This window comes from Thermococcus sp. SY098 (assembly GCF_035621495.1).
Classification (GTDB): Archaea; Methanobacteriota_B; Thermococci; order Thermococcales; family Thermococcaceae; genus Thermococcus_B.
Window position 1 is genome coordinate 954,404 of record NZ_CP141821.1, and the last position, 23,130, is coordinate 977,533.

Sequence of the window (23,130 nt, forward strand, 5' to 3'; positions counted from 1 at the left end):
ATAACACTTCCACCAAATGCAGATAGGTGGAAAAATGGGAATGGAGATAAGTAAAGGTGGAGCGTCCATTTCAAAAGAGCTTACGGACCTGGATAAATTTGTCCTCGACATCGTAGGACTTATCAAAAAGTTCTTTCCCTATGTCATTGTCAGTGGGTATGTTACGATACTCTTCGGGCGATCACGCGGTACCGAGGACATAGATATCGTGATACCGGAGATTGAGAGGGAAAGATTTAAGGAATTCTGCAGGGAAGCTCTCAAAAGCGGTTTTGAATTTATAAACCCCGAAGACTGCGAGGGTCTTTATGAGATGCTTGAAGAGAGGATGGCAATTAGGATGGCACGGAGAGGAGAGATAATCCCCAATGCGGAGATAAAGTTCCCAAAGGACGCCTTTCATAGGGATGCACTTGAGAAGAAAATCCCTGTAAGGCTCAATGATAGCACCATCTACATCTCCCCGATAGAGCTCCAGATCGCCTACAAGCTCTATCTTGGAAGCGACAAGGACATAGAAGATGCCTTCTTTCTGTATGAACTGTTTAAGGAAGTGATTGACTGGAGGGCACTGTATGAATATGCGAAGAGGCTCGGGGTTGAAATTCCGTTCTAGGCGCGACATGGAGGAGAGGCTATCCTTCATAAGGTTCTATGTCAAGAAGCTCAAGGAGGATCCCGACAGGATTTTCAAACAGCAAGCCAGACTTGTGAATTCCTTCCTCAGGTCTGCCAAAAGCTTCCCGCTGACAAAGGAGGAATACCTAAGAATGAAGGGCGAACTCAGGGAAAAGAAAAACTAAACTGCAAAGGTCACGCCCTCATTATTGCCCTCTCTACTAACTCCTTCGCTTTTTTCATCAGCTCCTCTGCCTTCTCCCTTGTGTGAGCCTCAAGTGTAATCCTCATTATCGGTTCTGTTCCGCTCGGTCTAAAGAGAATCCACCAGTCAGAGTTCTCAATTCTTATTCCATCTATGTCGATTAAATTTTCATACTCAAAGCTCTTTAATGCCTCTCTTTCAATTATCTCCATGGCTTTCCTCTTTTTCTCATTGGGACATGGTATCTTCGCCCTCATTGTAACATACCTTGGCACTTCCTTGGCTAATTCGCTCAAAGGTCCAAGCTTGTCAATCATCTCTAAGACCAAAGCCCCCGCAAAAATTCCATCTGGAGTTAAGTTCCACTGGGGTATTATCCAAGTTCCGCTTGGCTCACCGCCAAAGACTGCATTTTCCCTAACTATGCCTTCCGCAACAGCGACATCTCCAACTTTTACCCTAACGACTTCTCCCCCCAAAGGCTTAACGTAATCGTCCAAAGCAAAGCCGGCATCAACCGTTGTAATTATTTTTCCTTTCCCAAACTTCCTCAGCATGTAGCCAGAGATTAAGCTCAGCATAACCTCATACTCAACAAAGTTCCCATGGTCATCAATGACGCCGATTCTGTCGGCATCTCCGTCATGGGCTATGCCCACATCAGCCTTCATAACCTTCACAGTTTTGGCAAGCCACTCAAGGCTTTTCGCATTGGGTTCCAGCTCACGGACAAAGTATCCGGAAGGATGAGCATTGAGGCTTATAACTTTGTTTCCGAGCTCCCTCTGGAGATATGGACTAACGAGAGAACCTGCGCCATTTCCCGTATCAACAACAACAGTGTAGGAGTTTTCAAGCTTAATTACATCCAAAATCTTCTTAATATATTCTTCCTTCGGGTCTGCATAGCTCAGCTTTCCAATTTCATTCCAGGCGACTTTCCTAAAGCTCTCACTCTCAAGGATCTTCTCAAGCTCATTCTCCATCTCACTTGTGTATGCCATTCCATTGGGCTGCCAGACCTTGATTCCATTGTATTCAGGCGGATTGTGTGATGCCGTGATTGTTACTCCAGCATCTGCTTCGTAAAGCTTTATCGCAAAGCCCGTCAAAGGGGTAGGGGAGAGACCAATATCAATGACATCAATACCGGTACTTAAAAGCCCTGAGATCAGTGCATTCTTCAACATTTCCCCTGATGTTCTTGTATCAATCCCAACGACAACTTTCCCTCCTCCAAGAAAAGTCCCCAAAGCCTTTCCAACTTTTAAAGCAAGCTCCGGAGTCAGTTTTTCATTGACAACTTCCCTGATCCCGCTTGTCCCAAAGTACTTCCCCATGATGATCACCCAAGAGAGTTATGTAACTAACTTAAAATTCAGAGTTAAAAATTTTGGCTTTAATGGCACCTTGAAATTCCAAGTCTTAAAAAAGATAGAGAGAAGAATTTACGGGAAAACAGCTATTTCTTTTCCTTCTGGGCTGAGGACATGCAGAACAACCTTTCCATTAAGCTCTGGGCTTAAGTCCTTCACCATCTGCCTGTAGGTTGTTTCAGCTGTTCCTATATCATCAGCACTTTCAAATGAGCTCACGGCACTGATGTGATAAATGCCGTTGTTCTCTTCCATTATTATGTCCCATGGACCTTCTCCAACCAGGGAAACCGCGTAGTCGAGAACCTTACGGGCGTTTTCTTCAGGGGTCCCGGAATACCATACCACTATTCCACTTGATTCCACGTAGGAATACTTTGATTCGCTCGAATAAAGGACGTTCTTATCAGTATCGAGGATTTCCAGCTTAACTTTTGCGCCGTCAAAAAGATCCTGCGACATCTTCGAAGGTAAAAGCGAGAGGTAGAACCTAAGTCCCGGATCGATATCGCTTTCGCTTGAGTAAGAGCTGACAATGCCAACCCTGTACGAATTTCCATCCTTTTCAAGGTACACATCCATCTCCTGGCTCCCGAGTTCATTCTTCAAAAAGCCTATCAGGTTTTTTGCCTCACCTAGCGAAACGTCACCGGAGTAGTAAACTGTGATCCCGCTCAGAGTGAGGCTCTTCTGGGTTTTTACCTCACTTTTCGTTTCACATCCACTTGCAAGTACAACAATGCCCACTAAAAAAAGGGCAAAGATCAGTTTTTTCATTTTTTACACCTTCCAAATTTCTTTTGATTTAACCACTTTCGTTAGAGTTGAGGAAGAACTCATAGCATGCCCTCGCATAGAGGTAGGTTAAAGAGTGTATCCAAGGAAGATTATAACCCCTGCGAGTATAAGCAGAGCTAATGGGCTGAGACTCATCGGCGGATGTGTTTGAGTACCCATTCATATCACTTCACCATCCAAACCCATCTCGCAGAAAAGGAAAGCGGGACAGGCTTTTTGGTTTCTACATGTTACACATTCATGGGTAATAAACCTTTCGGAAAAGAAAATTCGGAATTGAAACAGTTAAACTTCATCTGCCCGGAGGTTTTTCACAAGTTCAGCAATTTTTTCGGCCCTTCTCGGATCAATATCATTCTCGGTTTTTCTCTCTCTCTTTATCCATGTCCCCACTATGAAGCCGTCCGCGTATTTCCACAGCTTCGGGAGGTTGTCGTAGGTTGTCCCTGAGCCCACTATTACGGGAACTGGTGAAATTTCCTTTGCTTTTTTAAGTTTCTCAACATCAACTTCCATTCCAGTTGCCTTTCCACTGATAATTACAGCGTCAGCTAAGCCCCTCTCAACTGTGTCTCTCAATGCATCTCCAAATTCCCCAAAGTGATACGCGTGCTTAACGTGCACATCGGCAAAGACCTTTATTCTGCTTGGCAAGAGCTTCCTCAGCTTTGCCAGCTCATGGGCTATGCCCTCTATTATTCCCTGGTCGGTATAAGCTACACCGCTCAGCACATTCACCCTTATGAAGTCCGCCTTTACCGCATAGGCTATGGAATAAGCCGCTATCGCATCGTTCCTCAGGACATTTATGCCGATAGGAAGCGAGATTTCATCGCGGATTGCCTTAGCTATGACGCTCATCGCTGCAACTGTTATGGGCTCAACGGTCTTTGGAAAAGGCACATCTCCAAAGTTCTCCACCATCACCGCATCAAAGCCTGCCTTTTCGAGCTTCTTAGCTTCACCCACCGCGTGCTCGATGACCCTATGAAAGTCCCCATCGTATAGGTAGGAGCCCGGCAGGGGTTTGAGGTGAACCATCCCAATGAGAACTTTTCGGTCGAAGTTCATTGTATCACCTAAAGATAAAAGAAACAAAGGATAGTTAAGGATTTTGGATGTCAAAAAGAGAGGTGGCTAAACAAAGTTGAGGTAAATTTCATAAATTTCAAATTTACTCCAGGATCATTCCGTTATGTTTTTTATTTGTCAGAAATTTAATAGAATCTGTTTGCGAATATTATTAAAAATCCGATATTTTTTCCAAATTTTCGCTCGAAAATTATAAATATCTCAACAGCAATAATGAATTAATAAATATCAGAATTCTTAGAATCATCCTAAAGGTTCAAAAGTAGAATCTAACCTATCTGCAAGAGTTTGCTATTCTGGCAAACCCTTGCAGACATTGATATGGAGTGTGGTATTATGAACCTTTGGAGAAAACTAACTGTATATTTGGTATTTTTAGCGTTATTTAGCTCTTTTGCTCCAGAAGCCTATGCAGGAGACGCAGACCTTACGGAAGCAATTCCAGGTGCTGTTATCAAGGACGAAGAAATAATAGTGGGGGACAGAGGAGATCATCTGCTTATGTATGAGGATGAAAAAGGGGATCTACTTTACCAGTTTAGCCGAAACTATGAAATGTGGGACGAGATCACTGCGGGGGATGTGAACGGCGATGGGAAAGCAGAAATCATTCATGGCGATAGAGATACTGACAAACTGTACATTCTAACCCGAAGTGGACAAATGTTGAGAAAGAAAAATGTTGGATTTGAAGCAGGAGATGATATAGTCTGTGGAGACGTCAATAAAGACGGAAAAGATGAGATAATTTTCGCTGACAGAAATGACTGGATTAAAGTTTATGACGAAAACTTCAATGAACTGAGCAAGTTTAAGATCGATTTTTCTGATGAAGATGCGATTGCTTCAGGGGACATAGACGGAGATGGAAAGGACGAGATAATTTGGGGGGATCATAGTAAAAACCTCATAATAGTATACGACATGTATGGGAACTCAATAATGAGCTTCTCAACAGATGATTACTTCGACTTAACAGGAAGAGACGAAATTGCAGTAGGGGACGTCAATCTTGATGGTATTGGAGAAATTGTAGTAGCAACTCAAGATAAAGACAATTACGGAAAATCGAAAGGAATTCATGTGTTCAAGGTAGCTGAAGGGAAAGCTTATGAAATTTCATCCTTTAGAATTGAATATGCCAAAGGGGACAGAATGGTTATTGGAGATGTAAACAGAGATGTTGTTGATGAGATAGTATGGGCAAGTCGAACCGGAAAAATAAAAGTGTACAACTATCAGGGTGAATTGATAAATGGACCGAATGGGTTTTCATCACGCTTTGAGTATGGAGCTGGCTTAGCGGTTGGAGACGTTGATGGCAATTCAATAACAGTTGGTCCGCCAATACACAGCACCATGAGTATAACAAACAAGGTTATCGCAGTTATAAATGCACCCCCTGTAGATTTCGACGTTATAAATGAAACCGGCGTATTTTATGCCACATACATGACCAAAAATACAAGAGCATTATCAGTATCTGTAAAGGCAGTAAGTGACTTCTCTTTTTCACTTGGAGTTAAACTTGGTGTAGGATTGAAAGGAGTGGCAGAGTCAGAAGTTAGGCTCAAAGCAAAGGTGCAACAGAAATTTGAAGCAACCAGAGGAAATGAACACATGTTTTCTGAAACCTATGATGTAACAGCAGACATGGCGGATGGCATTCTTCATGTGAGCACTGATTATGATGTTTATGAGTTTCCAATAATAAGCCCTCCAGAGCTGGCAGTTATCAATGGAGAACAGCAATATATACTTGTAACGGTACCGAAGGGGAAACCCCATATCCATCTAAGCAACTACAACTCAGATATTCACAGAATTGGGGATATAACCACATATCCGACAAGACCTGAAGACCTTCCAAATTATGAAGTAAATAATGAACTCTTCCATTACACAATTGAAGTTGGCAAAGTAAAAGGAGGCGGAGGATTCTACATGAAAGATGCTAACTGGAGAGAGACAAAAAATACATTCTCGGTTTCAGTATCAATGGAGGCAAAAGCCTCTGGAAAAATTGGGCTTTTTGGAAGTTATGAGGTGAATCTCCAAGGAAACTATGGAAAAAGCAAGATAACTACCCACAAAGTGTCAATTTCCAATGAAACCAGGGTGCATATAGAATACAACGGAAGAATCGAAGATCGGGATAAATGGTACAATGCAACTGCCATTGCTTACTTGGATAGTGAAGACGGACATTTAGTTCTTGAGTTCATAGTGCCAAGTATGGGTTCATATTACAAAACAAGAAGTCTCAGTCCCTTAGGATTTAGCTACGATCAGATAAAACTGATCTCCAAACCACTTCCAAGGAACATTATAGTACCACCTTTAGTGCTGAACATGTTTGGCTCAAGCTGTAAGATAGATGCCTCCCATTCTTCAGGCAAAGCACCATTGAAGGTTGATTTCCAAATATCCACATCAGGAGGGGGAGGAGTAAAGAACTGGACGCTGAATTTTGGAGATGGGACAGTTTTAAGAAATACCGGAAATGTAAGCACCCTGCTAAGCCACACGTATTCGGAGGAGGGCAACTATAGAGCTACTATGAACATTGAAAATCTATGGGGATACAAGGCAAACTGTAGTAAAGAGATCACAGTTCTTCCGAACAAAGCACCCAAAGCCATGTTTAATATTTCTCCTTCACCAGCAAAGGTTGAAGATGAAATTGAGTTTATGGACAGTTCCAAAGATGAAGACGGCAGTATAGTGAAATGGAACTGGAACTTCGGGGATGGAACAACATCTACAGAGAGAAACCCAAAGCATTCCTATTCATCACCAGGAATGTACACAGTGACACTCACAGTTGAAGATGACTCAGGGATGAAAGCAAGTTACTCGAAGAGCATTACTATAAATCCCAAGAATCAACTCCCAACTGCAGACTTTACATTTCTCCCGAAGGAGCCAAAAGCTGAGGAAACCGTTAACTTTGTTGACAAATCCTACGACAGTGATGGAAACATTGTAAGCTGGAACTGGGACTTTGGAGATGGAACAACCTCAACAGAAAGAGAGCCCACTCACACATATTCTTCTCCGGGAAACTACACGGTGAGGTTGGTTGTTAAAGATGACAAAGGAGGAGAAGACGAAATAGCTATCAACATTGTGGTAAAGGCTGCTCCAACACCCACCGAAACCGAAACAACTTCAAGCAAAACCGAAACACCTACAGAGAGTATTCCAACATCACCTACCACAACTTCAACATCAACAACATCCTCTTCAAGTGCGAGTTCTCCATTACCAACAGAGACACAAACGGGCACATGTGGACCGGCCTTTCTGGTGGCATTAATGCTCCTTTCATTATTTAGCAGAAAGGAGGGGTAGTTTCCCCCTCTTAATATTCTTATTTTTCAGGTCCGTTGATTGTGGCTTTATGGTCAATTCCCACTGGGAATGGATCTGCTGAACTACTAGGTTGTTTGTCCCAAATTCAGTTAAAATATTGCATCCAAAAGCACCAACTATGTCGATGACTATGAGCAGAACGGACCTGAAAAATAGCCTTTCAAACAGTTCCATCTTTATCATACCCCAGTACAAAAATCTCACATTTTCAAGCACAAAGGTTAATATACACTGCTGACCAATAGCAGAGTTGGTGAATCTCATGAGTGAAAAACTCCCAAAAGGTATTTTAGAAAACCTTTATCCAGATGAAGATGTTCTCTATGCCATAAAAAAGAAGTTCAGCTTGGAAGCAAAGCCTAAATGGTTGGTTGTGACAGATAGAAGAATCCTGTACGTGGATGAAAAGCTCTTAGGAAGATATGAGCTGACAGCTGTTCCATATGAAAAGCTTGAACTTGTTTATGTGAAAGTGGGCAAAATATATTCAGAGTTCTTGATTAGAAAAGAAGATGGGAACGAAATTAAATTGACAAAGATGGACAAGGAAGAAGCAAGAAAAGCTATAGAAGCCATAAGAGATGCTCTAAACGAGATTGCAGTTGAGCCTGTAACTATTGAAAGAAAGAAGCACCTAATGAGTGAGGAGTGGGTTATCCACAAGCCAAAGGAAGCTGTGAGCAGGTCAATTAGAATGGAACCAAGGAAATTTAGGGAAAGGAAAGAGGAAGATCCTCTTGAGAAGCTCAAGAAGCTAAAAGAACTCTATGACATGGGTGTTATAACCCAAGAAGAGTACGAAGAAAAAAGGAAAAAGCTCTTAGAGAAGATTTAAGCTTTTCTTTTAATCCAAATTCTAAGCTTTTCTAATGCGAACATCACGCAGCCTTTTTAGGTTTATCAGCTATCACCATTATTTCGATATCGTCAAAATCTACTTTCCTCTTTCTCCATCTTCCAGCAGTGCCTCCCCAGATAGCTTTTACTTCAAACCCAACCATTTTGAACATTAAGTAAAGCTCTGTAGGGATGTAAACGCGTTCTCTAATCGGAATTTTTGTGCCATCAGATGCCTCAATTTCTTCAAAGAACGTCATGGTGTTTGGGTCAAAAGTTCCTCTGGTTATGTCCTTGTTTGATGCCCCTTTAATTCTTGAAAGAGCACTTAGGGCAGTCAGAACAAATTTTCCACCCGGCTTTAGGGATTCATAAATATTCTTGAGTATCGCTAAGTCGTGCTCTATTGGGTCGTCACTTGAACCGATTAACGAAAAAGCACCTTCGCAGAGGCATATGGCAGCGTCAAATTCCTCCTCACGGTTAAACTTCGTAGCGTCTGCTTTTATGAACTCCACTTCAACACCTTCTTTTTGAGCTCGTTTTCTTGCTTCTTCAAGCATTCCCTGGGATATGTCAATTCCCGTAACCTTGTATCCTCTTTTTGCAAGTTCTATCGAATGTCTTCCAACACCGCAGCCAACATCCAATATTTTGGCCCCCTTTTGGTAGCTGAAACTCATTTAATAGAAACTCTACTTCCTCCTTTGTGTATTTAGTAAACGGCTCTTTCAAGTAGTGACGTGCCTCTCTATCAAAAAAGTCTTCCCATTCATGTTTTTTCATTGTTATCACATCCGGAAGATTTCTTTTTTCGATAATTAAAAAGGTTTGCGGCATTTTAACATAGCCTGAAGCTTAATATACCTGTGAGGTCAAAGCAAAGATATGAACGAGAAACAGAAAATCATCCTTACTGGACCTTTCGCTTTTCTTTGGTTAGCAAGTTTTATGCACAAGGAAAAACCTAAGATTGAGATTGGGCAACCCGAGGAAGAGATGAGAAAAGAAAAAGACCCATTTGAATGGAAGAGCATTTGGTATGAAGAATCAGCGCTTTTTGAAGAGGACTACTAAAGACAGTATCAAAACTAAGCCCATTCCACAGATGGATGTCGAGGGAGATTGAGCTGCAGATTCTGTGACTGTTTGAGTGTGCTTTGGAATCGGCTTTGTCCTTGTTAAAATTATCGTTTTGCTGGTTGATTTCCCATAAAGAGTTACGTTTAAAGGCTCAAGCTTTTCCCAGGGCAAACCAGAGTACAAATCTACGCTGAAGCTTGTATTCACGGGAAGGCTGACAACTTGGAAATAATAGCCAGTTTTAGACATCATCAATGGAGTTGGTTCGGCCAATTCGGAGATATTGCCTTTAATCCATAGCTGACCCGTCAAATTAGATGCATTTAAAACGAGCAAAAATGCTTTTTGATTTCCGTTTAAATACCGGAGCTTAATTCTGTTGCTTCTCTTTCCATTTGTTTCAACGTAAACCTCAACCCAAGCTTTTTGAGTGTCCAGCTTGGGCATCTTAAAAACTATCATCTCATCGCTCCATTCAAGGACTTCTGCTCTTACTCCTTCAATAAACACATTTCCACTTTTTCCAAATCCAGCTCCACCAAGAATGAGTTTCTGACCTGGTTGAGCGATATATGGAGTTATGGACCCAATTAAAGGCTTCTCCTGCTTGCTCTCATAACTGAACACAAGCACTTTGTTTTTAGGGGCTGAGATTTCAGCTTTTCCAGCTTTAATCTGCATCTTAACTCCATAAAGAACATCTCTGTAAATTCCGTCGCTCCAGTTTAAGCTGAAGGTTAAGTTTTTGCTGTCCACCTTGTTCGCAACAACCAGAACTTTCTCGCTGCCAAATTTCCTCTCAAAGACCCAAGTGTTGTAATCAGCATAAACCGTCTCAAAATCTCCATAAGCGAGAGCGTTGTTCTCTTTTCTGAGCTCTGCAAGAGTTCTGATTATTCTTGCAGCCTCTGTTTGGTTGTTAAACTCCATCATTGGCCTGTTATACGGGTCACCTTTCCCTTCTTTGCTGACCAAATAGCTCTCATCGCCATAGTAAATCACCGGAATGCCAGGCAACGTCATTACCAAGCTCAATGCCATGTGATACCTATCGAGATTTTTACCTTCGCTTAGGTATCTGGGCAGATCATGATTGTCAAGGAAGTTAACTGCCTTATTCGGATAAACGAAGTGGGAGTAATATCTCTCAAGTTCTCTTGCAAGGGTCTTAAGGCTCCCACCAAAGGCAAACGTCCTCACAATGTCGTTCCTTATTGGAATGCTGAGCTGGGAAGAAACATTGGAATATTGATAAAAGTAGAACATGTCGTCATCTTTTTCAAAGTTACGCTTGTAGTACTCACCAAAGATAAAGAGAGGCTCTTGAATGTACAAATAAGCATAGAACTGAGTCAACCAGCCTAAGTCCATGTGTTTGACTGCATCAATTCTAAACCCACAAACACCGCTCCGAACAAACAAACTTGCACCATCTTTAAGATATTCATCAACCCAAGGGTTTAACTGGTTAAAGTCTGCCAGGCCAAAAAGATTTCCATATTTGAGCTCAAACCGCTCCCACACCTTAATGTTGCCGTTGTGGTGGTAAATATTCTCCAAGCTTCCCGTGTAAGGGTTCAACGTTGCATTTTTGCTGTCGGAATAGTAGTTTGTAATAAAGGTTCCGTTGTCATAAAGAGAACCAAATTCGCCATCAGTTGCTGGGTTCGAATGATTTGGAACAAAATCGACAATTATACAAATCCCCCTCTTCCCTGCTTCTTTGACTAAGGTATTAAAAACTCTCCAGTTGCCAAAATGCTCTTCTATTTTCTTGTAATCTCTTGTCCAGTATCCGTGATAGGGTGCAGAGCCTGATGCCATGCGGTTTATATTGTTGTTAACTGGAGACAGCCACACCATAGAAATCCCCAAGCTTTTGATGTAGTCAAGGTTCTCAATTATGCCTTCAAGGTCTCCACCCCAGTAAAGACGATAGTTGCTGTGAGTAGGATCGTAAAAAGGCTGATTATTGCTCTTATTTCCATCGTAAAAGCGATCCACTATTATCTGGTATATTACACATTTTTCTGGAATTTGATAGGCATAAACAGTTGGCAAAATTAGTAAGGGGATAAGTAGGACAGCCAACTTTCTCATTGTATCACCAAAAGTGATAGAAAAATGGACTTAAAAAACTTTACATCTAACCTGAAGCATCAGATTCTCTTGATGTCCTCGAACTCTATTGTCGCAATCTTTTCAAGAATGTCGTCGTTTGCAGATTTGATAACTTTTAGTTTATAGGTACTACCACTTCTCTCCCACTGCATAACTGATGTTGCCATTTCCTCAAACAAATGTAAGAACTCCGGAAATTTAGACTGCACCAAACTTTTGTTGATAAAATAGAATGCTATCCTCGTTTTGTTCCCAACATATTTAGAGATGTTCCTAAGCAATCTTACGCCTCCTCCGTATTCTTTTATTGAATTTATCAGTAAGAGCTTGTGAAGTCCTAATACAGGATTATATGCCATTTTAGATGGGCGAACTTTCTCATAAACGGGATTGTAGTACTGAAAATCCAGAGAGTATTTTTCAATATCGATTCTTCCAACTATTTCCCCACTTTCTCTATGACCCCCTATTTTTATAACTGGGATACTGCCAAATCCTTTTATAGGCAAGCCTATGAGCTCCAGCCGAGTTAAGAATTCAGGCAAAGTGTCAGCAATGTCATCAATTATCATTGGAATGTCGTTCTGCCTGCAGTACCTCTCCATTACATATAACAGGATTTCAGGAGATGAGACAGAGGCATATTCGATGAGCACTGTTTCACCGGCTCTCATTTTAGAAAAGATGAATTCAAACCCATGCTCAGCCACCAGTTACCACCGGAATTAATTTTTGAATCCAAAATATAAATAGTTTGCTAAAATTAACAAGAAATTTATACAATTTTGCCAAAGACAAGTACTCTTGGAGATAGAAAACTGCCAATCTGTTCCTTTTTCTTTCCCACACTTCCAATTGAGCTTATTAACTCAAATATATTGCCCACGAGCATATTATCCTTGAACGGTTTAATTTCTCCTTTTTCAATTATATAACCGAGTTCAACTGTCAATGAAAAGTCTCCACTTACCGGATTTGCTGTGTGCTCTCCAAAGACACGTTTCACAACTACAGCCTTTTCCAGATCCTCTAAGTTTTCTTTTTTCCCATCAACAATCACATTGCTGTTTCCAATATGTGGTGTTGTCCTGAAATCCCTAACGGCATTTCCAGTACTTTTCGTATCCATGAGTCGAGCATAGGTTTCATCGAAAAGAAAGTTCTTTAAAATGCCTCTCTCAAGTAACACAGTTCTCTGAGACGGATTGCCCTCACCATCAAAAGAATAACTGCCAAGCTTACCCTCAAGAGTGGCATCGTCTATCAGTGTAAATGCCTCACTTGCAATCATATCACCCAGCTTTGAAAATCTCGAGCGTTTGTAGTACACATTGTCTCCATAGAGATTAACCATTAAAATGCCCACAAGAGATACCACTGCATGGGGTTCCAAAATAATCTCCCCTTCGTATGGACTGCTCTTTTTGGCATTATAACTCAGTTCTGCTTCCTCTAAAGCTTCTTCAAGCCCCAGCGAAAGTTCCTCTTCGAGGTCTGGCATTAATCGAAAGCCTTTGTAATAGTTTCCACTTCCACTCCTCTCCGCTCTTTTGATGATATGGATACTCATGCTCAGCCCTGTTGTTTTTTCGGTTTTTTCCACCCCATTGGAGTTTGCTATCCCATCTACAGATACACCAAAAGCCATGCCACCAGAAAGGGCATATTCTGAACCAAGCCTCTCCTTTAGCTCCCCCTCTTTTTCAGCTAAAAGGAGAGCAGCTGAGTATGCATCGTCAAAACTCATCTCCTCAATTCTTCTGTCATAAAGGGCTTTGACTTTTTTATGTTTATTATCAGTGGAGAAACCATAAAAAGGCACTTCACTAACTTTTGCAAGCTTTATCGTCCTGTTCACGAATCTTTCCAAGCTGTTCTTGTCGTGGTTTACCCCCGTTATGTAAGAGAAGCCAACTTTTCCCTTATATCCAATTCTTAATCCAACGCCTGAATGGTATTTGCGCTGAGCTCTCACCAATTCACATCTCTCAACCTTAAAAGAACTGCCTCTCCCTATTTCCCAGTAAATTTCCCATTCAACGTCTTTGTGATTGAGAATTTTAATGAGCTCATCTATCATAGCAATCCACCCACCAAAGCTCTCGTCAATACATGAGGTCCCCCATCATCCACGGGCACCCACTGACCCTTTCCGCAATAGCCGGGGAACTCAACTTTCAAATCTTTACCAATAGCCCTAATATTCTTGAGAATATCAAGAATTTTTCCGGACAATGCAACATCCCGTATATGCGCCTTAATCTCACCATTTTCAATTAGGTAACCCTCTTTTGCTCCAAACATGAATGTTCCATCGGCTATGTCGACCTCTCCACCTTTATCTCCAATCAAATAAAGACCTTTTTTCACTTCACTAAGCATTTCTTCAAAGCTCCAGTCACGAGGTTCGATATAAGTGTTGCTCATCCTGACTAAGGGCTGATAGTTGTAGCTCTGAGCCCTTCCATGTCCATTTGGCTGCATATTAAGGTAAGCTGCTGTCTCTCTGTCAAGAAGGTACTCATTTAGAACACCATTTTTGATTATCTCAACCCTTTTTGCTTTTATACCTTCATCATCATAAATGTATGAGCCAAATTTTCCTTCTATGGTTGGATCATCAACAACAGTAAGCTCCTCAACGGCTATTTTCTCTCCAAGTTTCCCCTCTAAGATGCTTTCTCCATTCTTTATTGCATCACCTTCGCTTGCATGTCCCAAGGCTTCATGAATGAACACACCGGCAAGCTCTGGATCCATTATCACATCGAACTCTCCAGAAGGTGGAAGCTGGGCATTCAGAAGAGACTTTGCTTTTTCTTTCACAAAATCTGCCCAGTATCCTAAATCAATTCTATCGATTATCTCCCATCCACCAGTTCCACCGAATATTTTCCAGTAGCTCTGCATGTCCTTCCCTTTTTTAGCCGTTGCAGAGAAGCTGAGCCTTATCCTTGGGACTGTAGTTTCAATTTCACTTCCCAGTGAGTTGAAGTAAAACTGCCACTTTAAGCCATCGCCATAAGTCACTTTTCTGTTTACAATTCCATCTCCACTCAGAAACTTATCCATCATTTTCACAAGCTCAAGCTTTTCCTCCAAATCAACATCTGTGAAAGGCTTTTTCGCCTCAATTTCTGCCTTGTCCTTTATGGGATCATCCAGATAAACTTTTGAACCTCCTTTCATAAGTTTCGCTATTTTCATCGCCGTCTCAATTGCTTTTTCAGCCCTTCTCATGTCGTTGGCTGAAGAAAATCCCCATGCTCCTTGAAATGCTCTCACACCAATACCAATTTCCATATTTGAGGAAAGTTCTTCAAGGTGAGAATTTTGCATCTCCAGATGGGTGGCATTTATTTTAACTATCCTCACTTCATAGTAGTTGATTCCATACCGTCTCGCGAGTTCCTCTGCTTTCTTCATCAATCTCTCGATTTCCATGTGTATCACCCTGCAAATCACAGAAAGGGACACCCATTCATAAACCCAAATCAATTTATATCTCTTTCTCCGTGTAATTTATAGAAGAGTGTACCAAAAGGAGAATAAGGCAAGTGGTAGCATGACCCATAGAGAAGAAATACTCCAGTACATCTATAAAAATCCAGGAATAACGTTTCGAAGACTTGCAGAAGAGCTTGGGATAGGGATAGGAAACCTTCAATATCATCTGTATCAGCTTGAAAAAGAAAACAAAATAGTTTCAAAGAAGCTTGGGGGAAAAAGATACATATTTCCCAAGGAATTTGAGAAAGAATACGAACCGTTGCTAATAGCAATCTCCAATGAAACCCAGAGAAAGATACTGCTGTTGCTGGCAGAGAGAGAAATGAACCAGCGGGAAATTGCAGAAAGATTAAAGCTGACTCAGGCAACGATAAACTATCATATGAACGTCCTAAACAAACTGGGCTTGATTGACAGGAGAAAACAGGGGCGAAATGTTGTGTACAGCCTGAAGTGTGACATCGAGGTGATAGTCAGGGTGATCAGCGAATACAGGCCGAAGCTGTGGGATAAGCTGGCAGATAAGCTTATTGACCTAATGCTAACCCTAAAGGGTGGTGAATTAAATGATTGATATAATACTCGATGTCGCAATAATTGGTATCGCACTTTTCCTATCCTTCGTCTCGTGGATAGCGTATAAAAAAAGCGGTATGAAAAGCATCTTATTCCTACTTCTTGCCTTTCTGCTCTTTGGAATTAAGAAAACCTTGGAAAACCTTCACATAATAGCGGGAATAAAAGAGAGCACCCTTGATATAGTGGCAACTGTGCTTGAGCTGATGATACTCCTGCTGTTTTTCATAGCGGTCGTAAAGATGGATTAGCGGACTATCAGCAGGGGAGGTTTTATAATTCCGGCAAGCTCCTCTAATAAACTCCCAATTCTTGTTTTTCCACTCTTCCCGTAAGCCCCCATAACAACCAAGGAATATGCCCCACTATTTGCCTCTTTTAGGATTTCATCCTTTGCTATTCCTTCTACGATCTTCATGGAGCAGTTCACATTCTCCTCATGGCAGAGCTCAAGCAGACCTTCCATTATCTCCTTAACACTTTTCTTCATTTCTTTCCATATCTGCTCTTCAAACTTTTTTATTTCTCCAATTTTATCACTTCGCATGCTTAGGTTAAAAGCAATAGCCTTTGCCTCCCTTCGATCGAGAACAGAAAACAAAATTACCTTGGCGTTTTTCTTCTTGGCTATGGCTATAGCGTGAAGTGCAGCTTTCTGACTCCATTTTGATCCATCTATAAGCACCAGTATTCTCATATTCACCACCCGATGTATCTAACCCAGAGTATTCCAACACCCACAGCAACCGTTACAATCATTATAACCATGCCAACTTTTAAAAAGTCCCCAAATGTTATTCTAATCCCTTCTCTCTCAGCAATTCCAATAACGACAACGTTTGCAGATGCTCCTATTGCAGTCCCATTCCCTCCTAAACAAGCCCCCAAACTGAGAGCCCACCAGAGGGGATAAACGTCCATTGAAGTTCCCATATGCTTTATCAAAGGTATCATTGCAGCTGTTAATGGGATGTTGTCTACAATGGCTGAGGAAAAAGCTGAAAACCACGTAATTGCAAGCAGAGCTTCACCTGAAGTATGCACGTGATTTAACACCCACTCTGCAACTTGTGCTATTGTCCCTGTTTCCTCCAATGCTCCAACGATTATAAATAATCCCCCAAAGAAAAACAGAGCTGGCCACTCAATTTTTTCAAAGATGCCCTCTGGGTCTTCTCGTGTCCACAACAGTATTAGAGAAGCCCCAAGAAGAGCCACAACAGCAGGTTCTATGCCCAATTTGTCATGGAAAAAGAACAAAGCTACCACAAACAGGATTATCGCCACAGACTTCCTAAAAAGCCTTATATCCCTAATTGCAGCTTTTTCATCCAAGCCACGAAGGGTTTGTTTTATCATAACCTTCTTTTTAGGAGTTACCTTAAGGGCGCTGTTGTATGCAAGGTATATTATCAAGATGGTTACAATCAAATCAACTGCCGCTATGGGTCCCATATTACTCAGAAATTCATTGAAGCTTAATTTTGCCGCAGACCCTATCATTATGTTTGGAGGGTCTCCGATCAGGGTTGCAGTTCCACCAATATTCGAAGCGAAGATCTCAGAAAGCAGGAAAGGAACTGGATTCAGCTCCATTAAGCGGGAAATGTAGAGAAGCATTGGGGTTAACAATAGTACAGTTGTGACGTTATCCAGCACAGAGCTGACTATCGCGGTAACAACAGAGAACAACAACAGAACCCTAATAGGGCTTCCACGTGCAAGCTTTACAGTCTTTATTGCAACATACTCAAAAAGCCCACTGTTTCTGGCAGTGTTTACAATAATCATCATCCCCATTAAAAGGAACAAGGTGTTTAGATCTAAATATTTGGGAACCCTTTCCCATGGCACTATTTTCAAGAACAGAACCGCCGATGCTCCGAGCATGGCAGCGACTGCCCTGTGGATCCTCTCACTAACTACCAGCGCGTAAGTAAGGAGGAACACTGCAATTGCCACTGCTTCAGGGTTCATTCTTGCCACCTCAGTACACTATAACCGGAATATCAACATGCTGGACTATCTTTAAAACTACAGGGCTTAGCGGGTGAGTTTTTGTAATCTCAGAGCCGTAAGCTTTAGACAATACAAGCATGTCGTGCTTTTCAGCAAGCTTTATAACATCTTCCCCTTTATCCCCAAAGAACAATCTGATTTGGGGACTTATGCCGAGACCTTCAAAATTTTTAGCAATTTTTTCAAGCAGTAACCTTCCATCATTTTCCTCTTTCCTTCTGAACTCCTCACTGGTATCTTTGCCGAGAGTTTGCTCGATCACATGGAACACATGAGCATCAATGATATAAACAAGGATCACCCTTGCATCATTATAAGCCGACAGAGTTTCGTAGATTTCAGGCGGAATTTCACCTATAAATCTATCAAGAGGCATTAAAATTGATTTAATTTCTGGAAGCCTCATCTCTTCCTCAGTTAATAGAAATTCCCTGTATTCCTTGAGAATTCTTTCATACCTTCTTCCAGCGATGTTTTTAAATTTTCTTTGAATCAGCGATGAAAACAACCCCATCCATATCCCCTCAGCATTTTATTACAACGACTTAAAGATATTAAATTTATTTGGTGCAATCCTCTAATCTTAGATTCATGAACCACAAGAGCTATTAAATTAAAAATCTTTTTGGATTTGGGGGTGAAATAATGAAAAAGCTGTTGCCGTTCTTGGCATTAATTCTGCTTATTTCGCCACTGGCACTTGCTCAATGCCCGGCTCAAGGGCATACAGTAGTCTTAAAAGCTCCAGCGGTCTCAAAAACTGCCAACGGAGAGTTAGTTGGTGTAGCCACGGAGTTCGTAATTACAGTAGCCCCGGGAAGCGGACACGTGTACGTGGAGACATGGCCATTAGCGGAAGTTGACATGCAGGCAAGTGCAAGATTGGCTGCCCAAGTAGCGGGTAGGGTTCTTGGGGTCGATATGAGCAAGTATGATGTCTTCATACAGGTTAAGGCTGACTCACCCATAATTGGGGGACCATCTGCTGGAGGAACCATGACCGTTGGGATAATCGCCGCATTAAAGGGTTGGAAGCTCAGAAATGATGTTATGATGACCGGGATGATAAATCCAGATGGAACAATTGGTCCTGTTGGCGGAATTTTGGAAAAAGCATCGGCAGCCCACAGTGTTGGAGCGAAGCTGTTCTTAATACCTGAGGGACAGAGAATCCAAGTTGTCCAAAAAACTGAACAAAAGCAAATTGGGCCTCTTGTCCAAATAACAACAAAAGAAGAAAAGGTAGATGTTGTTCAATATGCAAAGGAAAGATGGGGACTGGAGGTAAAGGAAGTCAAAGACATCTATGAGGCTGTGTATTACTTTACAGGACACAAAATAGAAAAGCCCCAAGCTCCGGAAAATATCAAAATTGATACATCCTTCCTCAAAGAAGATGCAGAGAGGGATTACAAAAACACCACAGAATACTACAAACAAGTTGAAAAGAAGCTCAAAGAGAGCGATGTTAGTTATACAACATACTCCTATCTCAAAACAGCGCTTGAAGATGCAAACCAGACCCTAAAAGACGCCAAAGATGCCTTGGATTCCGGGATGTACTACACAGCCCTAAGCAAGGACTTTCAAGCGAGAATTATTATCAGACACGTTGATTGGTATCTGGATATGCAGAATGAGAAGGATATTGAAAAACTACTCAACTCTGTCAATGACGATATAAAAAATACCGAAAATTACGTTTCTAACTTGACAATTAGAGGCACAACAATGCTACAAGCTGTTGCAGCAAGTGAGGAAAGGATAGAACAGGCAAAATCTCTTCTCAAGGATGCATGGAGCGATTACTACAAAGGTGACTATTGGAATGCTGTAAGCAATGCTGCATTCGCATATGAAAGGGTGCAGACAGCAAAGTTCTGGGCTAAATTGGGAGAGAGATATGCGAAAGGTGATGTGATCAGCAGGGATGTGATCAAAGAGACAGCGAGAGAGTACCTGGATAACGCCCGTCTGGTTGTTACCTATATAACCTCAATGTTTGGGGAAAGCTTGATGCAAGGACTCGTTGATGAGCTGAATAAGGGAGAGCAGTATTATGAGGATGGGAAGTATTCTGCAGCATTATTTTCAGCAATGGAGGCAAGAATTAGGGCGGAAGTTATACTCGACACCCTTGGAATAGACAACGAAACAGTTCTCATGGATAAGCTCCAGCAGATGAAGGAGGATGCAAAAACAGCAATAGCAATAGCCCAGAGCAAAGGCGTCTATCCAATCCTTGGAATGGCGTACTATGAGTTTGCTCAAAGCTACGAAAAGCAAGGAGGGATTGAAAATATCCAAACGGCTATGATATTCTACCAATATGCAAAAGAGACCGCAATGATGTTCCTTCCGAAAACTGTTCCAAAAATTACCGAGAGCACAATTACTCCTCAGATAATCCACCCATCAAATACACAGACACCTACGGACACACAAACAGCCAGCACAACTACAACATCAACAGTTCCTGAGAAAAATGTCCCAACATCACTCTTGGGTGGAATTGGAACGCTTGGTGTTCTGTTTGGGTTGATAATTGGAATTGTGCTTGGAAGAAGGCTTTAATGGGGAGGTAAATTTTTCTCCCCTCTCTTCTTCAACAACGTTATTTCCCAATCAGCCAAACTGGGGCAGATTGTGCATCCCAAGCGGTAGAATCCTTCATAATATAGGGGATGCAGATCAAAACCGTTCATTAATATGTAGAGCTGCACCATCATTCCAGACCAGAATTTGATCGGCATTACTTCCAAGAAAGTACCAAGTACTTCATTTTTCCTTTCAATTGCAGGAGGCTTCAGTCTTCTCTTGGCACTTTCACCATCTCTATCACCTATCACCAAAACTGGGCTATCGAACTCCTTTATAGCGTTATAAAGAGCCTCAACCTTCATCCTGGTGCACCAGCGGTTATTGTGGGTAGGAAAACCGTACTTATCAACTGGCATTTTAACAAAACTTTCAATAACATTGACCTTAAGCTTTTTAGCAAGTTTTTCAACGTACTCATCAGTTTGAGGCATCTCATATTCCATTTTGACATAGACGGCAGTAACATCTCTGAAAACCTTGCTTGCCAAAATTAATGCAGCAGTTGAATCCTTTCCCCCGCTCCAGGGCACTATTATGTCATAACCTTCAAATTGTTTAAGGAAACTCCCACTTGCCTCTTCAAAAGCTCGGATGTATGATTCATTTGCCTTAACAATGTCCTCTAAGCTAATTTCCTCAGTGTACGGGATTCTCCAGAGCACTTCTGTTTTCTTTCCAATGCGCTTGCTCACTTCAGCTATTTTCATGCTTCCGGAGTAGTACACCTCTTGGTTCATTAATTTCCTAAGAACAAGAGAAACACTCCCAATATTTATACCCAAAATATCCCTCATATTTTCCCCAAACTTATCACCGAATGCCAAGTAGATGTCATAGTCTGGGTTAATTTCAATGCCAAGAGGATTTTCTGGATTGAGTTTGTAAGTCCCATCCCACTCTATCCCAAGTCTAAATCTTGCTTTAATCTCTTCCAAGTGAGCATAAAGCTCGTCAACTCGCATATTTCTGACCTTTTTTGTCCTCAAAACTCGAGAATAGAATGGTTTTCCTGTCTTTAAAAAATATCCACTAACATCGTTGGCTAATTCTCTCTCCTTTTCTCCGAATAGCAAAATCGGTATGTATGGGGTATCCTTTAACCCTTCAAGAATATCTTCAACCTCATTAAACTTTCTACCACCACCAAGACTCGAAACTTTCAAAAAGCCACCATAGTTGCGCTTATTTATATATTGCAGGGCTTTAGCATCTTTCCTTGCTCTCACAATCACGTGGAACATATTGGAAAATTAGAAAAAGGATTAATAAAGTTTAGCTGTACAAAAAGTTTAGATCAAATGATGAAAACTCCCTGGACTGAGTTGGTGATGATGACCGGTCTGCTGATGCGAAGCTCTAAAATACCTGAAGCACATAATTAACATTTATGAAGTATCAGAAAATTAGTTACCTGGTAGTGATCTTGGTAGTAGTGTCATCCCTTCTTATTTTGTTTAAGCCCTATTTCTATTCTTTCAGGGGGTATGGTGTCAAGTATGAGGGTGAAGAGGTAATGCTACCTGAACCCAACTTAAAAGGCGAAATGAGCGTTGAAGAGGCAATAGCAAAGAGGAGAAGCGTTCGATATTATAAAGATAGACCCTTGACCCTTAAGCAGCTTTCTCAGCTGTTATGGGCCGCTCAGGGCATAACAGAGGAGAAGAAAAAATTCAGAGCAGCGCCAAGTGCTGGAGCTACCTATCCGTTTGAGATTTATGTAGTCGTTGGATATGTTGAGGGACTAAAACCGGGAGTTTATCACTATGACCCCTTTAATCATAGCCTAACGCTGATTAAAGAAGGCGATTATAGAACAGAGCTCCAAAAAGCAGCATTGAATCAGCAATGGGTTGGAAAAGCTGCGGTTGATATAGTTCTTGTGGCATTTTATGAGAGGACAACAAAGTACTACGGTGAGAGGGGCTATAGGTATGTCTACATGGAAGCTGGTCATATTGGGCAAAACATATACCTGCAGGCGGTAGCACTGGGTCTGGGAACTGTTGCAGTCGGTGCATTTCACGACAAAGAGGTTGCTAAAATAATTGGTACTGATGGAGACCCAATCTATATATTTCCTGTGGGGGTTCCATAATGGCTGGTTTTGATCACTATACCCTCGGTTACCTAACATTTGTACTTATGAATCTGACGATGCTCAGTGGGGCATTTATATTTTTGAACAAAAACAGAAAAAGCTTCTGGGTAAAAATGCACATAATGTTAAGTATAGTTACATATATCCTGATGGTTCTAACAATTTTGCTGGTGAGATAAGATAAATAAGTTTGAACCTAAAAGAATACCTTTGGTGACGCCAATCATGGACAATATTCATTTGGGAAAATTGGACATTGAAAAATTCATCAAGGGGCTTGAGAAACTAAGTGACAGAGAGATTCTAAGTTATTGGATTAAAGGTGAACTTAAAGAAGCGGAGCTTTATAAGAATCTCGCCATAAGGGCAAAAAAATTGGGACTTGAAGACAGGATTGTGGAAACGTTTATAATTCTCTCAAAGGAGTCAAAAGGCCATGCGACCCGTTTATGGGAGATATACAAACGTTTATTTAGAACAGAAAAACTCGAAGAAATAGATTTGCCTCTTATTGAAGTTGAGCCCCTTATCGACAAATTCAAAGAAACAAGTAATATCTTGGGAATACTTGAGTTAGCAATGCAATCAGAACTTCTTGCGAAAAGAATTTATGAGATTCTTGCCAAAAGGGCAAAAGACGAAAAAATGAAAAAAATTTACGAATATCTGGCAGCTGTAGAAGATGAGCACTATCACAAACTTAAGGTTGAATATGAGTATTGCAAGAAAAAGGCACAAATAAACGAATAAAATATCAAGAACATCTTATTTTTTTAAATTCTTTTTTAGCTTTCCATTATTTCCATGAAAGAGTTTCTTAG

Annotated in this window: 24 protein-coding genes; 11 read left to right on the forward strand and 13 right to left on the reverse strand. The window is 41.2% G+C overall.

The window, feature by feature from the left end; translation table 11 throughout:
* The first annotated feature begins 34 nt into the window (after positions 1-34).
* Together VFC49_RS05370 and VFC49_RS05375 are read left to right on the forward strand one after the other, a co-directional pair.
* Positions 35-616 carry a hypothetical protein gene (locus VFC49_RS05370; RefSeq protein WP_324736491.1) on the forward strand — a complete coding sequence of 194 codons (582 nt, stop codon included), beginning with the start codon at positions 35-37 and terminating at the stop codon, positions 614-616.
* A 7-nt stretch (positions 617-623) separates the two neighbouring features.
* Positions 624-803 carry a hypothetical protein gene (locus VFC49_RS05375; RefSeq protein WP_324736492.1) on the forward strand — a complete coding sequence of 60 codons (180 nt, stop codon included), beginning with the start codon at positions 624-626 and terminating at the stop codon, positions 801-803.
* Positions 804-813: 10 nt separating this feature from the next.
* Here the strand turns inward: VFC49_RS05375 and glmM are convergent, their stop codons facing one another.
* The 3 genes from glmM to VFC49_RS05390 form a co-directional block, all read right to left on the reverse strand.
* Positions 814-2,163, reverse strand: a complete 1,350-nt coding sequence (gene glmM, locus VFC49_RS05380) for a phosphoglucosamine mutase (protein ID WP_324736493.1) — start codon at positions 2,161-2,163, stop codon at positions 814-816.
* 108 nt (positions 2,164-2,271) lie between these two features.
* On the reverse strand, positions 2,272-2,976 hold the full coding sequence (locus tag VFC49_RS05385) for a hypothetical protein (protein WP_324736494.1): 705 nt from the start codon (positions 2,974-2,976) through the stop codon (positions 2,272-2,274).
* A gap of 306 nt (positions 2,977-3,282) precedes the next feature.
* Positions 3,283-4,068 carry a BtpA/SgcQ family protein gene (locus VFC49_RS05390; RefSeq protein ID WP_324736495.1) on the reverse strand — a complete coding sequence of 262 codons (786 nt, stop codon included), beginning with the start codon at positions 4,066-4,068 and terminating at the stop codon, positions 3,283-3,285.
* Positions 4,069-4,425: 357 nt separating this feature from the next.
* On the opposite strand from VFC49_RS05390, the gene VFC49_RS05395 reads away from it, so the two are divergent.
* Positions 4,426-7,443, forward strand: a complete 3,018-nt coding sequence (locus tag VFC49_RS05395; RefSeq protein WP_324736496.1) for a PKD domain-containing protein — start codon at positions 4,426-4,428, stop codon at positions 7,441-7,443.
* On the opposite strand, the gene VFC49_RS05400 is transcribed toward VFC49_RS05395, so the two are convergent.
* Positions 7,420-7,728, reverse strand: coding sequence for a hypothetical protein (locus tag VFC49_RS05400; protein WP_324736497.1), 309 nt, complete (start codon positions 7,726-7,728; stop codon positions 7,420-7,422). The genes VFC49_RS05395 and VFC49_RS05400 overlap by 24 nt on opposite strands.
* Between VFC49_RS05400 and VFC49_RS05405 the strand changes: the two genes are divergently transcribed.
* A complete protein-coding gene (locus VFC49_RS05405) occupies positions 7,727-8,299 on the forward strand; it encodes a PH domain-containing protein (protein ID WP_324736498.1) in 573 nt (190 codons plus the stop codon). The genes VFC49_RS05400 and VFC49_RS05405 overlap by 2 nt on opposite strands.
* A gap of 43 nt (positions 8,300-8,342) precedes the next feature.
* Here the strand turns inward: VFC49_RS05405 and VFC49_RS05410 are convergent, their stop codons facing one another.
* The gene (locus VFC49_RS05410) at positions 8,343-8,951 is read right to left on the reverse strand and encodes a class I SAM-dependent methyltransferase (protein WP_324736499.1); all 609 of its coding nucleotides are present in this window, start codon (positions 8,949-8,951) and stop codon (positions 8,343-8,345) included.
* A gap of 238 nt (positions 8,952-9,189) precedes the next feature.
* On the opposite strand from VFC49_RS05410, the gene VFC49_RS05415 reads away from it, so the two are divergent.
* The gene (locus VFC49_RS05415) at positions 9,190-9,378 is read left to right on the forward strand and encodes a hypothetical protein (protein ID WP_324736500.1); all 189 of its coding nucleotides are present in this window, start codon (positions 9,190-9,192) and stop codon (positions 9,376-9,378) included.
* Here VFC49_RS05415 and VFC49_RS05420 read toward each other — a convergent pair.
* The 4 genes from VFC49_RS05420 to VFC49_RS05435 form a co-directional block, all read right to left on the reverse strand.
* Positions 9,352-11,484: an alpha-amylase family glycosyl hydrolase gene (locus tag VFC49_RS05420; RefSeq protein ID WP_324736501.1), complete on the reverse strand. Its 2,133-nt coding sequence runs from the start codon at positions 11,482-11,484 to the stop codon at positions 9,352-9,354. The two genes, VFC49_RS05415 and VFC49_RS05420, sit on opposite strands and share 27 nt — an antisense overlap.
* 59 nt (positions 11,485-11,543) lie before the next feature.
* Positions 11,544-12,215: a DUF257 family protein gene (locus tag VFC49_RS05425; protein WP_324736502.1), complete on the reverse strand. Its 672-nt coding sequence runs from the start codon at positions 12,213-12,215 to the stop codon at positions 11,544-11,546.
* 65 nt (positions 12,216-12,280) lie between these two features.
* On the reverse strand, positions 12,281-13,585 hold the full coding sequence (locus tag VFC49_RS05430; protein WP_324736503.1) for a TldD/PmbA family protein: 1,305 nt from the start codon (positions 13,583-13,585) through the stop codon (positions 12,281-12,283).
* Entirely contained in the window at positions 13,582-14,949 is a 1,368-nt protein-coding gene (locus tag VFC49_RS05435; protein ID WP_324736504.1) for a TldD/PmbA family protein, read from the reverse strand. The genes VFC49_RS05430 and VFC49_RS05435 overlap by 4 nt, the downstream gene beginning before the upstream one ends.
* 121 nt (positions 14,950-15,070) lie before the next feature.
* Between VFC49_RS05435 and VFC49_RS05440 the strand changes: the two genes are divergently transcribed.
* Entirely contained in the window at positions 15,071-15,589 is a 519-nt protein-coding gene (locus VFC49_RS05440; RefSeq protein ID WP_013467733.1) for a winged helix-turn-helix transcriptional regulator, read from the forward strand.
* Positions 15,582-15,842 (forward strand): hypothetical protein, encoded by a 261-nt coding sequence (locus VFC49_RS05445; RefSeq protein ID WP_013467734.1) that lies wholly within the window; start codon positions 15,582-15,584, stop codon positions 15,840-15,842. Before VFC49_RS05440 ends, VFC49_RS05445 begins: the two co-directional genes overlap by 8 nt.
* Here VFC49_RS05445 and VFC49_RS05450 read toward each other — a convergent pair.
* From VFC49_RS05450 to VFC49_RS05460, 3 genes are read right to left on the reverse strand one after another with little or no spacing between them, the layout of a single operon-like run.
* On the reverse strand, positions 15,839-16,288 hold the full coding sequence (locus VFC49_RS05450; RefSeq protein ID WP_013467735.1) for a universal stress protein: 450 nt from the start codon (positions 16,286-16,288) through the stop codon (positions 15,839-15,841). The genes VFC49_RS05445 and VFC49_RS05450 overlap by 4 nt on opposite strands.
* Positions 16,289-16,290: 2 nt before the next feature.
* The gene (locus VFC49_RS05455; RefSeq protein WP_324736505.1) at positions 16,291-17,568 is read right to left on the reverse strand and encodes an ArsB/NhaD family transporter; all 1,278 of its coding nucleotides are present in this window, start codon (positions 17,566-17,568) and stop codon (positions 16,291-16,293) included.
* 10 nt (positions 17,569-17,578) lie between these two features.
* Positions 17,579-18,124 carry a universal stress protein gene (locus tag VFC49_RS05460; protein WP_324736506.1) on the reverse strand — a complete coding sequence of 182 codons (546 nt, stop codon included), beginning with the start codon at positions 18,122-18,124 and terminating at the stop codon, positions 17,579-17,581.
* Positions 18,125-18,255: 131 nt separating this feature from the next.
* On the opposite strand from VFC49_RS05460, the gene VFC49_RS05465 reads away from it, so the two are divergent.
* Positions 18,256-20,184 (forward strand): S16 family serine protease, encoded by a 1,929-nt coding sequence (locus VFC49_RS05465; protein WP_324736507.1) that lies wholly within the window; start codon positions 18,256-18,258, stop codon positions 20,182-20,184.
* On the opposite strand, the gene VFC49_RS05470 is transcribed toward VFC49_RS05465, so the two are convergent.
* Positions 20,181-21,452, reverse strand: coding sequence for a phosphoadenosine phosphosulfate reductase family protein (locus tag VFC49_RS05470; RefSeq protein ID WP_324736508.1), 1,272 nt, complete (start codon positions 21,450-21,452; stop codon positions 20,181-20,183). The genes VFC49_RS05465 and VFC49_RS05470 overlap by 4 nt on opposite strands.
* Before the next feature lie 146 nt (positions 21,453-21,598).
* Here VFC49_RS05470 and VFC49_RS05475 point away from each other — a divergent pair, with 146 nt between their 5' ends.
* Genes VFC49_RS05475 through VFC49_RS05485 form a run of 3 tightly spaced genes read left to right on the forward strand, consistent with a single transcriptional unit; the run spans position 21,599 to position 23,059 of the window.
* Positions 21,599-22,306: a SagB/ThcOx family dehydrogenase gene (locus VFC49_RS05475; protein WP_324736509.1), complete on the forward strand. Its 708-nt coding sequence runs from the start codon at positions 21,599-21,601 to the stop codon at positions 22,304-22,306.
* A complete protein-coding gene (locus VFC49_RS05480; protein ID WP_324736510.1) occupies positions 22,306-22,488 on the forward strand; it encodes a hypothetical protein in 183 nt (60 codons plus the stop codon). Before VFC49_RS05475 ends, VFC49_RS05480 begins: the two co-directional genes overlap by 1 nt.
* Before the next feature lie 34 nt (positions 22,489-22,522).
* Entirely contained in the window at positions 22,523-23,059 is a 537-nt protein-coding gene (locus VFC49_RS05485; RefSeq protein WP_324736511.1) for a ferritin family protein, read from the forward strand.
* Positions 23,060-23,130: the final 71 nt, after the last annotated feature.

What these genes read in the sequence shown, in the direction of transcription:
- VFC49_RS05415 (WP_324736500.1), top strand. Translation starts at nt 9,190, where the DNA reads ATGAACGAGAAACAGAAAATCATCCTTACTGGACCTTTCGCTTTTCTT.
- VFC49_RS05445 (WP_013467734.1), top strand. Translation starts at nt 15,582, where the DNA reads ATGATTGATATAATACTCGATGTCGCAATAATTGGTATCGCACTTTTC.
- VFC49_RS05440 (WP_013467733.1), top strand. Translation starts at nt 15,071, where the DNA reads ATGACCCATAGAGAAGAAATACTCCAGTACATCTATAAAAATCCAGGA.
- VFC49_RS05400 (WP_324736497.1), bottom strand. Translation starts at nt 7,728, where the DNA reads ATGAGATTCACCAACTCTGCTATTGGTCAGCAGTGTATATTAACCTTT.
- VFC49_RS05480 (WP_324736510.1), top strand. Translation starts at nt 22,306, where the DNA reads ATGGCTGGTTTTGATCACTATACCCTCGGTTACCTAACATTTGTACTT.
- VFC49_RS05470 (WP_324736508.1), bottom strand. Translation starts at nt 21,452, where the DNA reads ATGTTCCACGTGATTGTGAGAGCAAGGAAAGATGCTAAAGCCCTGCAA.
- VFC49_RS05475 (WP_324736509.1), top strand. Translation starts at nt 21,599, where the DNA reads ATGAAGTATCAGAAAATTAGTTACCTGGTAGTGATCTTGGTAGTAGTG.
- VFC49_RS05430 (WP_324736503.1), bottom strand. Translation starts at nt 13,585, where the DNA reads ATGATAGATGAGCTCATTAAAATTCTCAATCACAAAGACGTTGAATGG.
- VFC49_RS05405 (WP_324736498.1), top strand. Translation starts at nt 7,727, where the DNA reads ATGAGTGAAAAACTCCCAAAAGGTATTTTAGAAAACCTTTATCCAGAT.
- VFC49_RS05370 (WP_324736491.1), top strand. Translation starts at nt 35, where the DNA reads ATGGGAATGGAGATAAGTAAAGGTGGAGCGTCCATTTCAAAAGAGCTT.
- VFC49_RS05375 (WP_324736492.1), top strand. Translation starts at nt 624, where the DNA reads ATGGAGGAGAGGCTATCCTTCATAAGGTTCTATGTCAAGAAGCTCAAG.
- VFC49_RS05385 (WP_324736494.1), bottom strand. Translation starts at nt 2,976, where the DNA reads ATGAAAAAACTGATCTTTGCCCTTTTTTTAGTGGGCATTGTTGTACTT.
- VFC49_RS05455 (WP_324736505.1), bottom strand. Translation starts at nt 17,568, where the DNA reads ATGAACCCTGAAGCAGTGGCAATTGCAGTGTTCCTCCTTACTTACGCG.
- VFC49_RS05390 (WP_324736495.1), bottom strand. Translation starts at nt 4,068, where the DNA reads ATGAACTTCGACCGAAAAGTTCTCATTGGGATGGTTCACCTCAAACCC.
- VFC49_RS05435 (WP_324736504.1), bottom strand. Translation starts at nt 14,949, where the DNA reads ATGGAAATCGAGAGATTGATGAAGAAAGCAGAGGAACTCGCGAGACGG.
- VFC49_RS05450 (WP_013467735.1), bottom strand. Translation starts at nt 16,288, where the DNA reads ATGAGAATACTGGTGCTTATAGATGGATCAAAATGGAGTCAGAAAGCT.
- VFC49_RS05420 (WP_324736501.1), bottom strand. Translation starts at nt 11,484, where the DNA reads ATGAGAAAGTTGGCTGTCCTACTTATCCCCTTACTAATTTTGCCAACT.
- VFC49_RS05465 (WP_324736507.1), top strand. Translation starts at nt 18,256, where the DNA reads ATGAAAAAGCTGTTGCCGTTCTTGGCATTAATTCTGCTTATTTCGCCA.
- VFC49_RS05395 (WP_324736496.1), top strand. Translation starts at nt 4,426, where the DNA reads ATGAACCTTTGGAGAAAACTAACTGTATATTTGGTATTTTTAGCGTTA.
- glmM (WP_324736493.1), bottom strand. Translation starts at nt 2,163, where the DNA reads ATGGGGAAGTACTTTGGGACAAGCGGGATCAGGGAAGTTGTCAATGAA.
- VFC49_RS05460 (WP_324736506.1), bottom strand. Translation starts at nt 18,124, where the DNA reads ATGGGGTTGTTTTCATCGCTGATTCAAAGAAAATTTAAAAACATCGCT.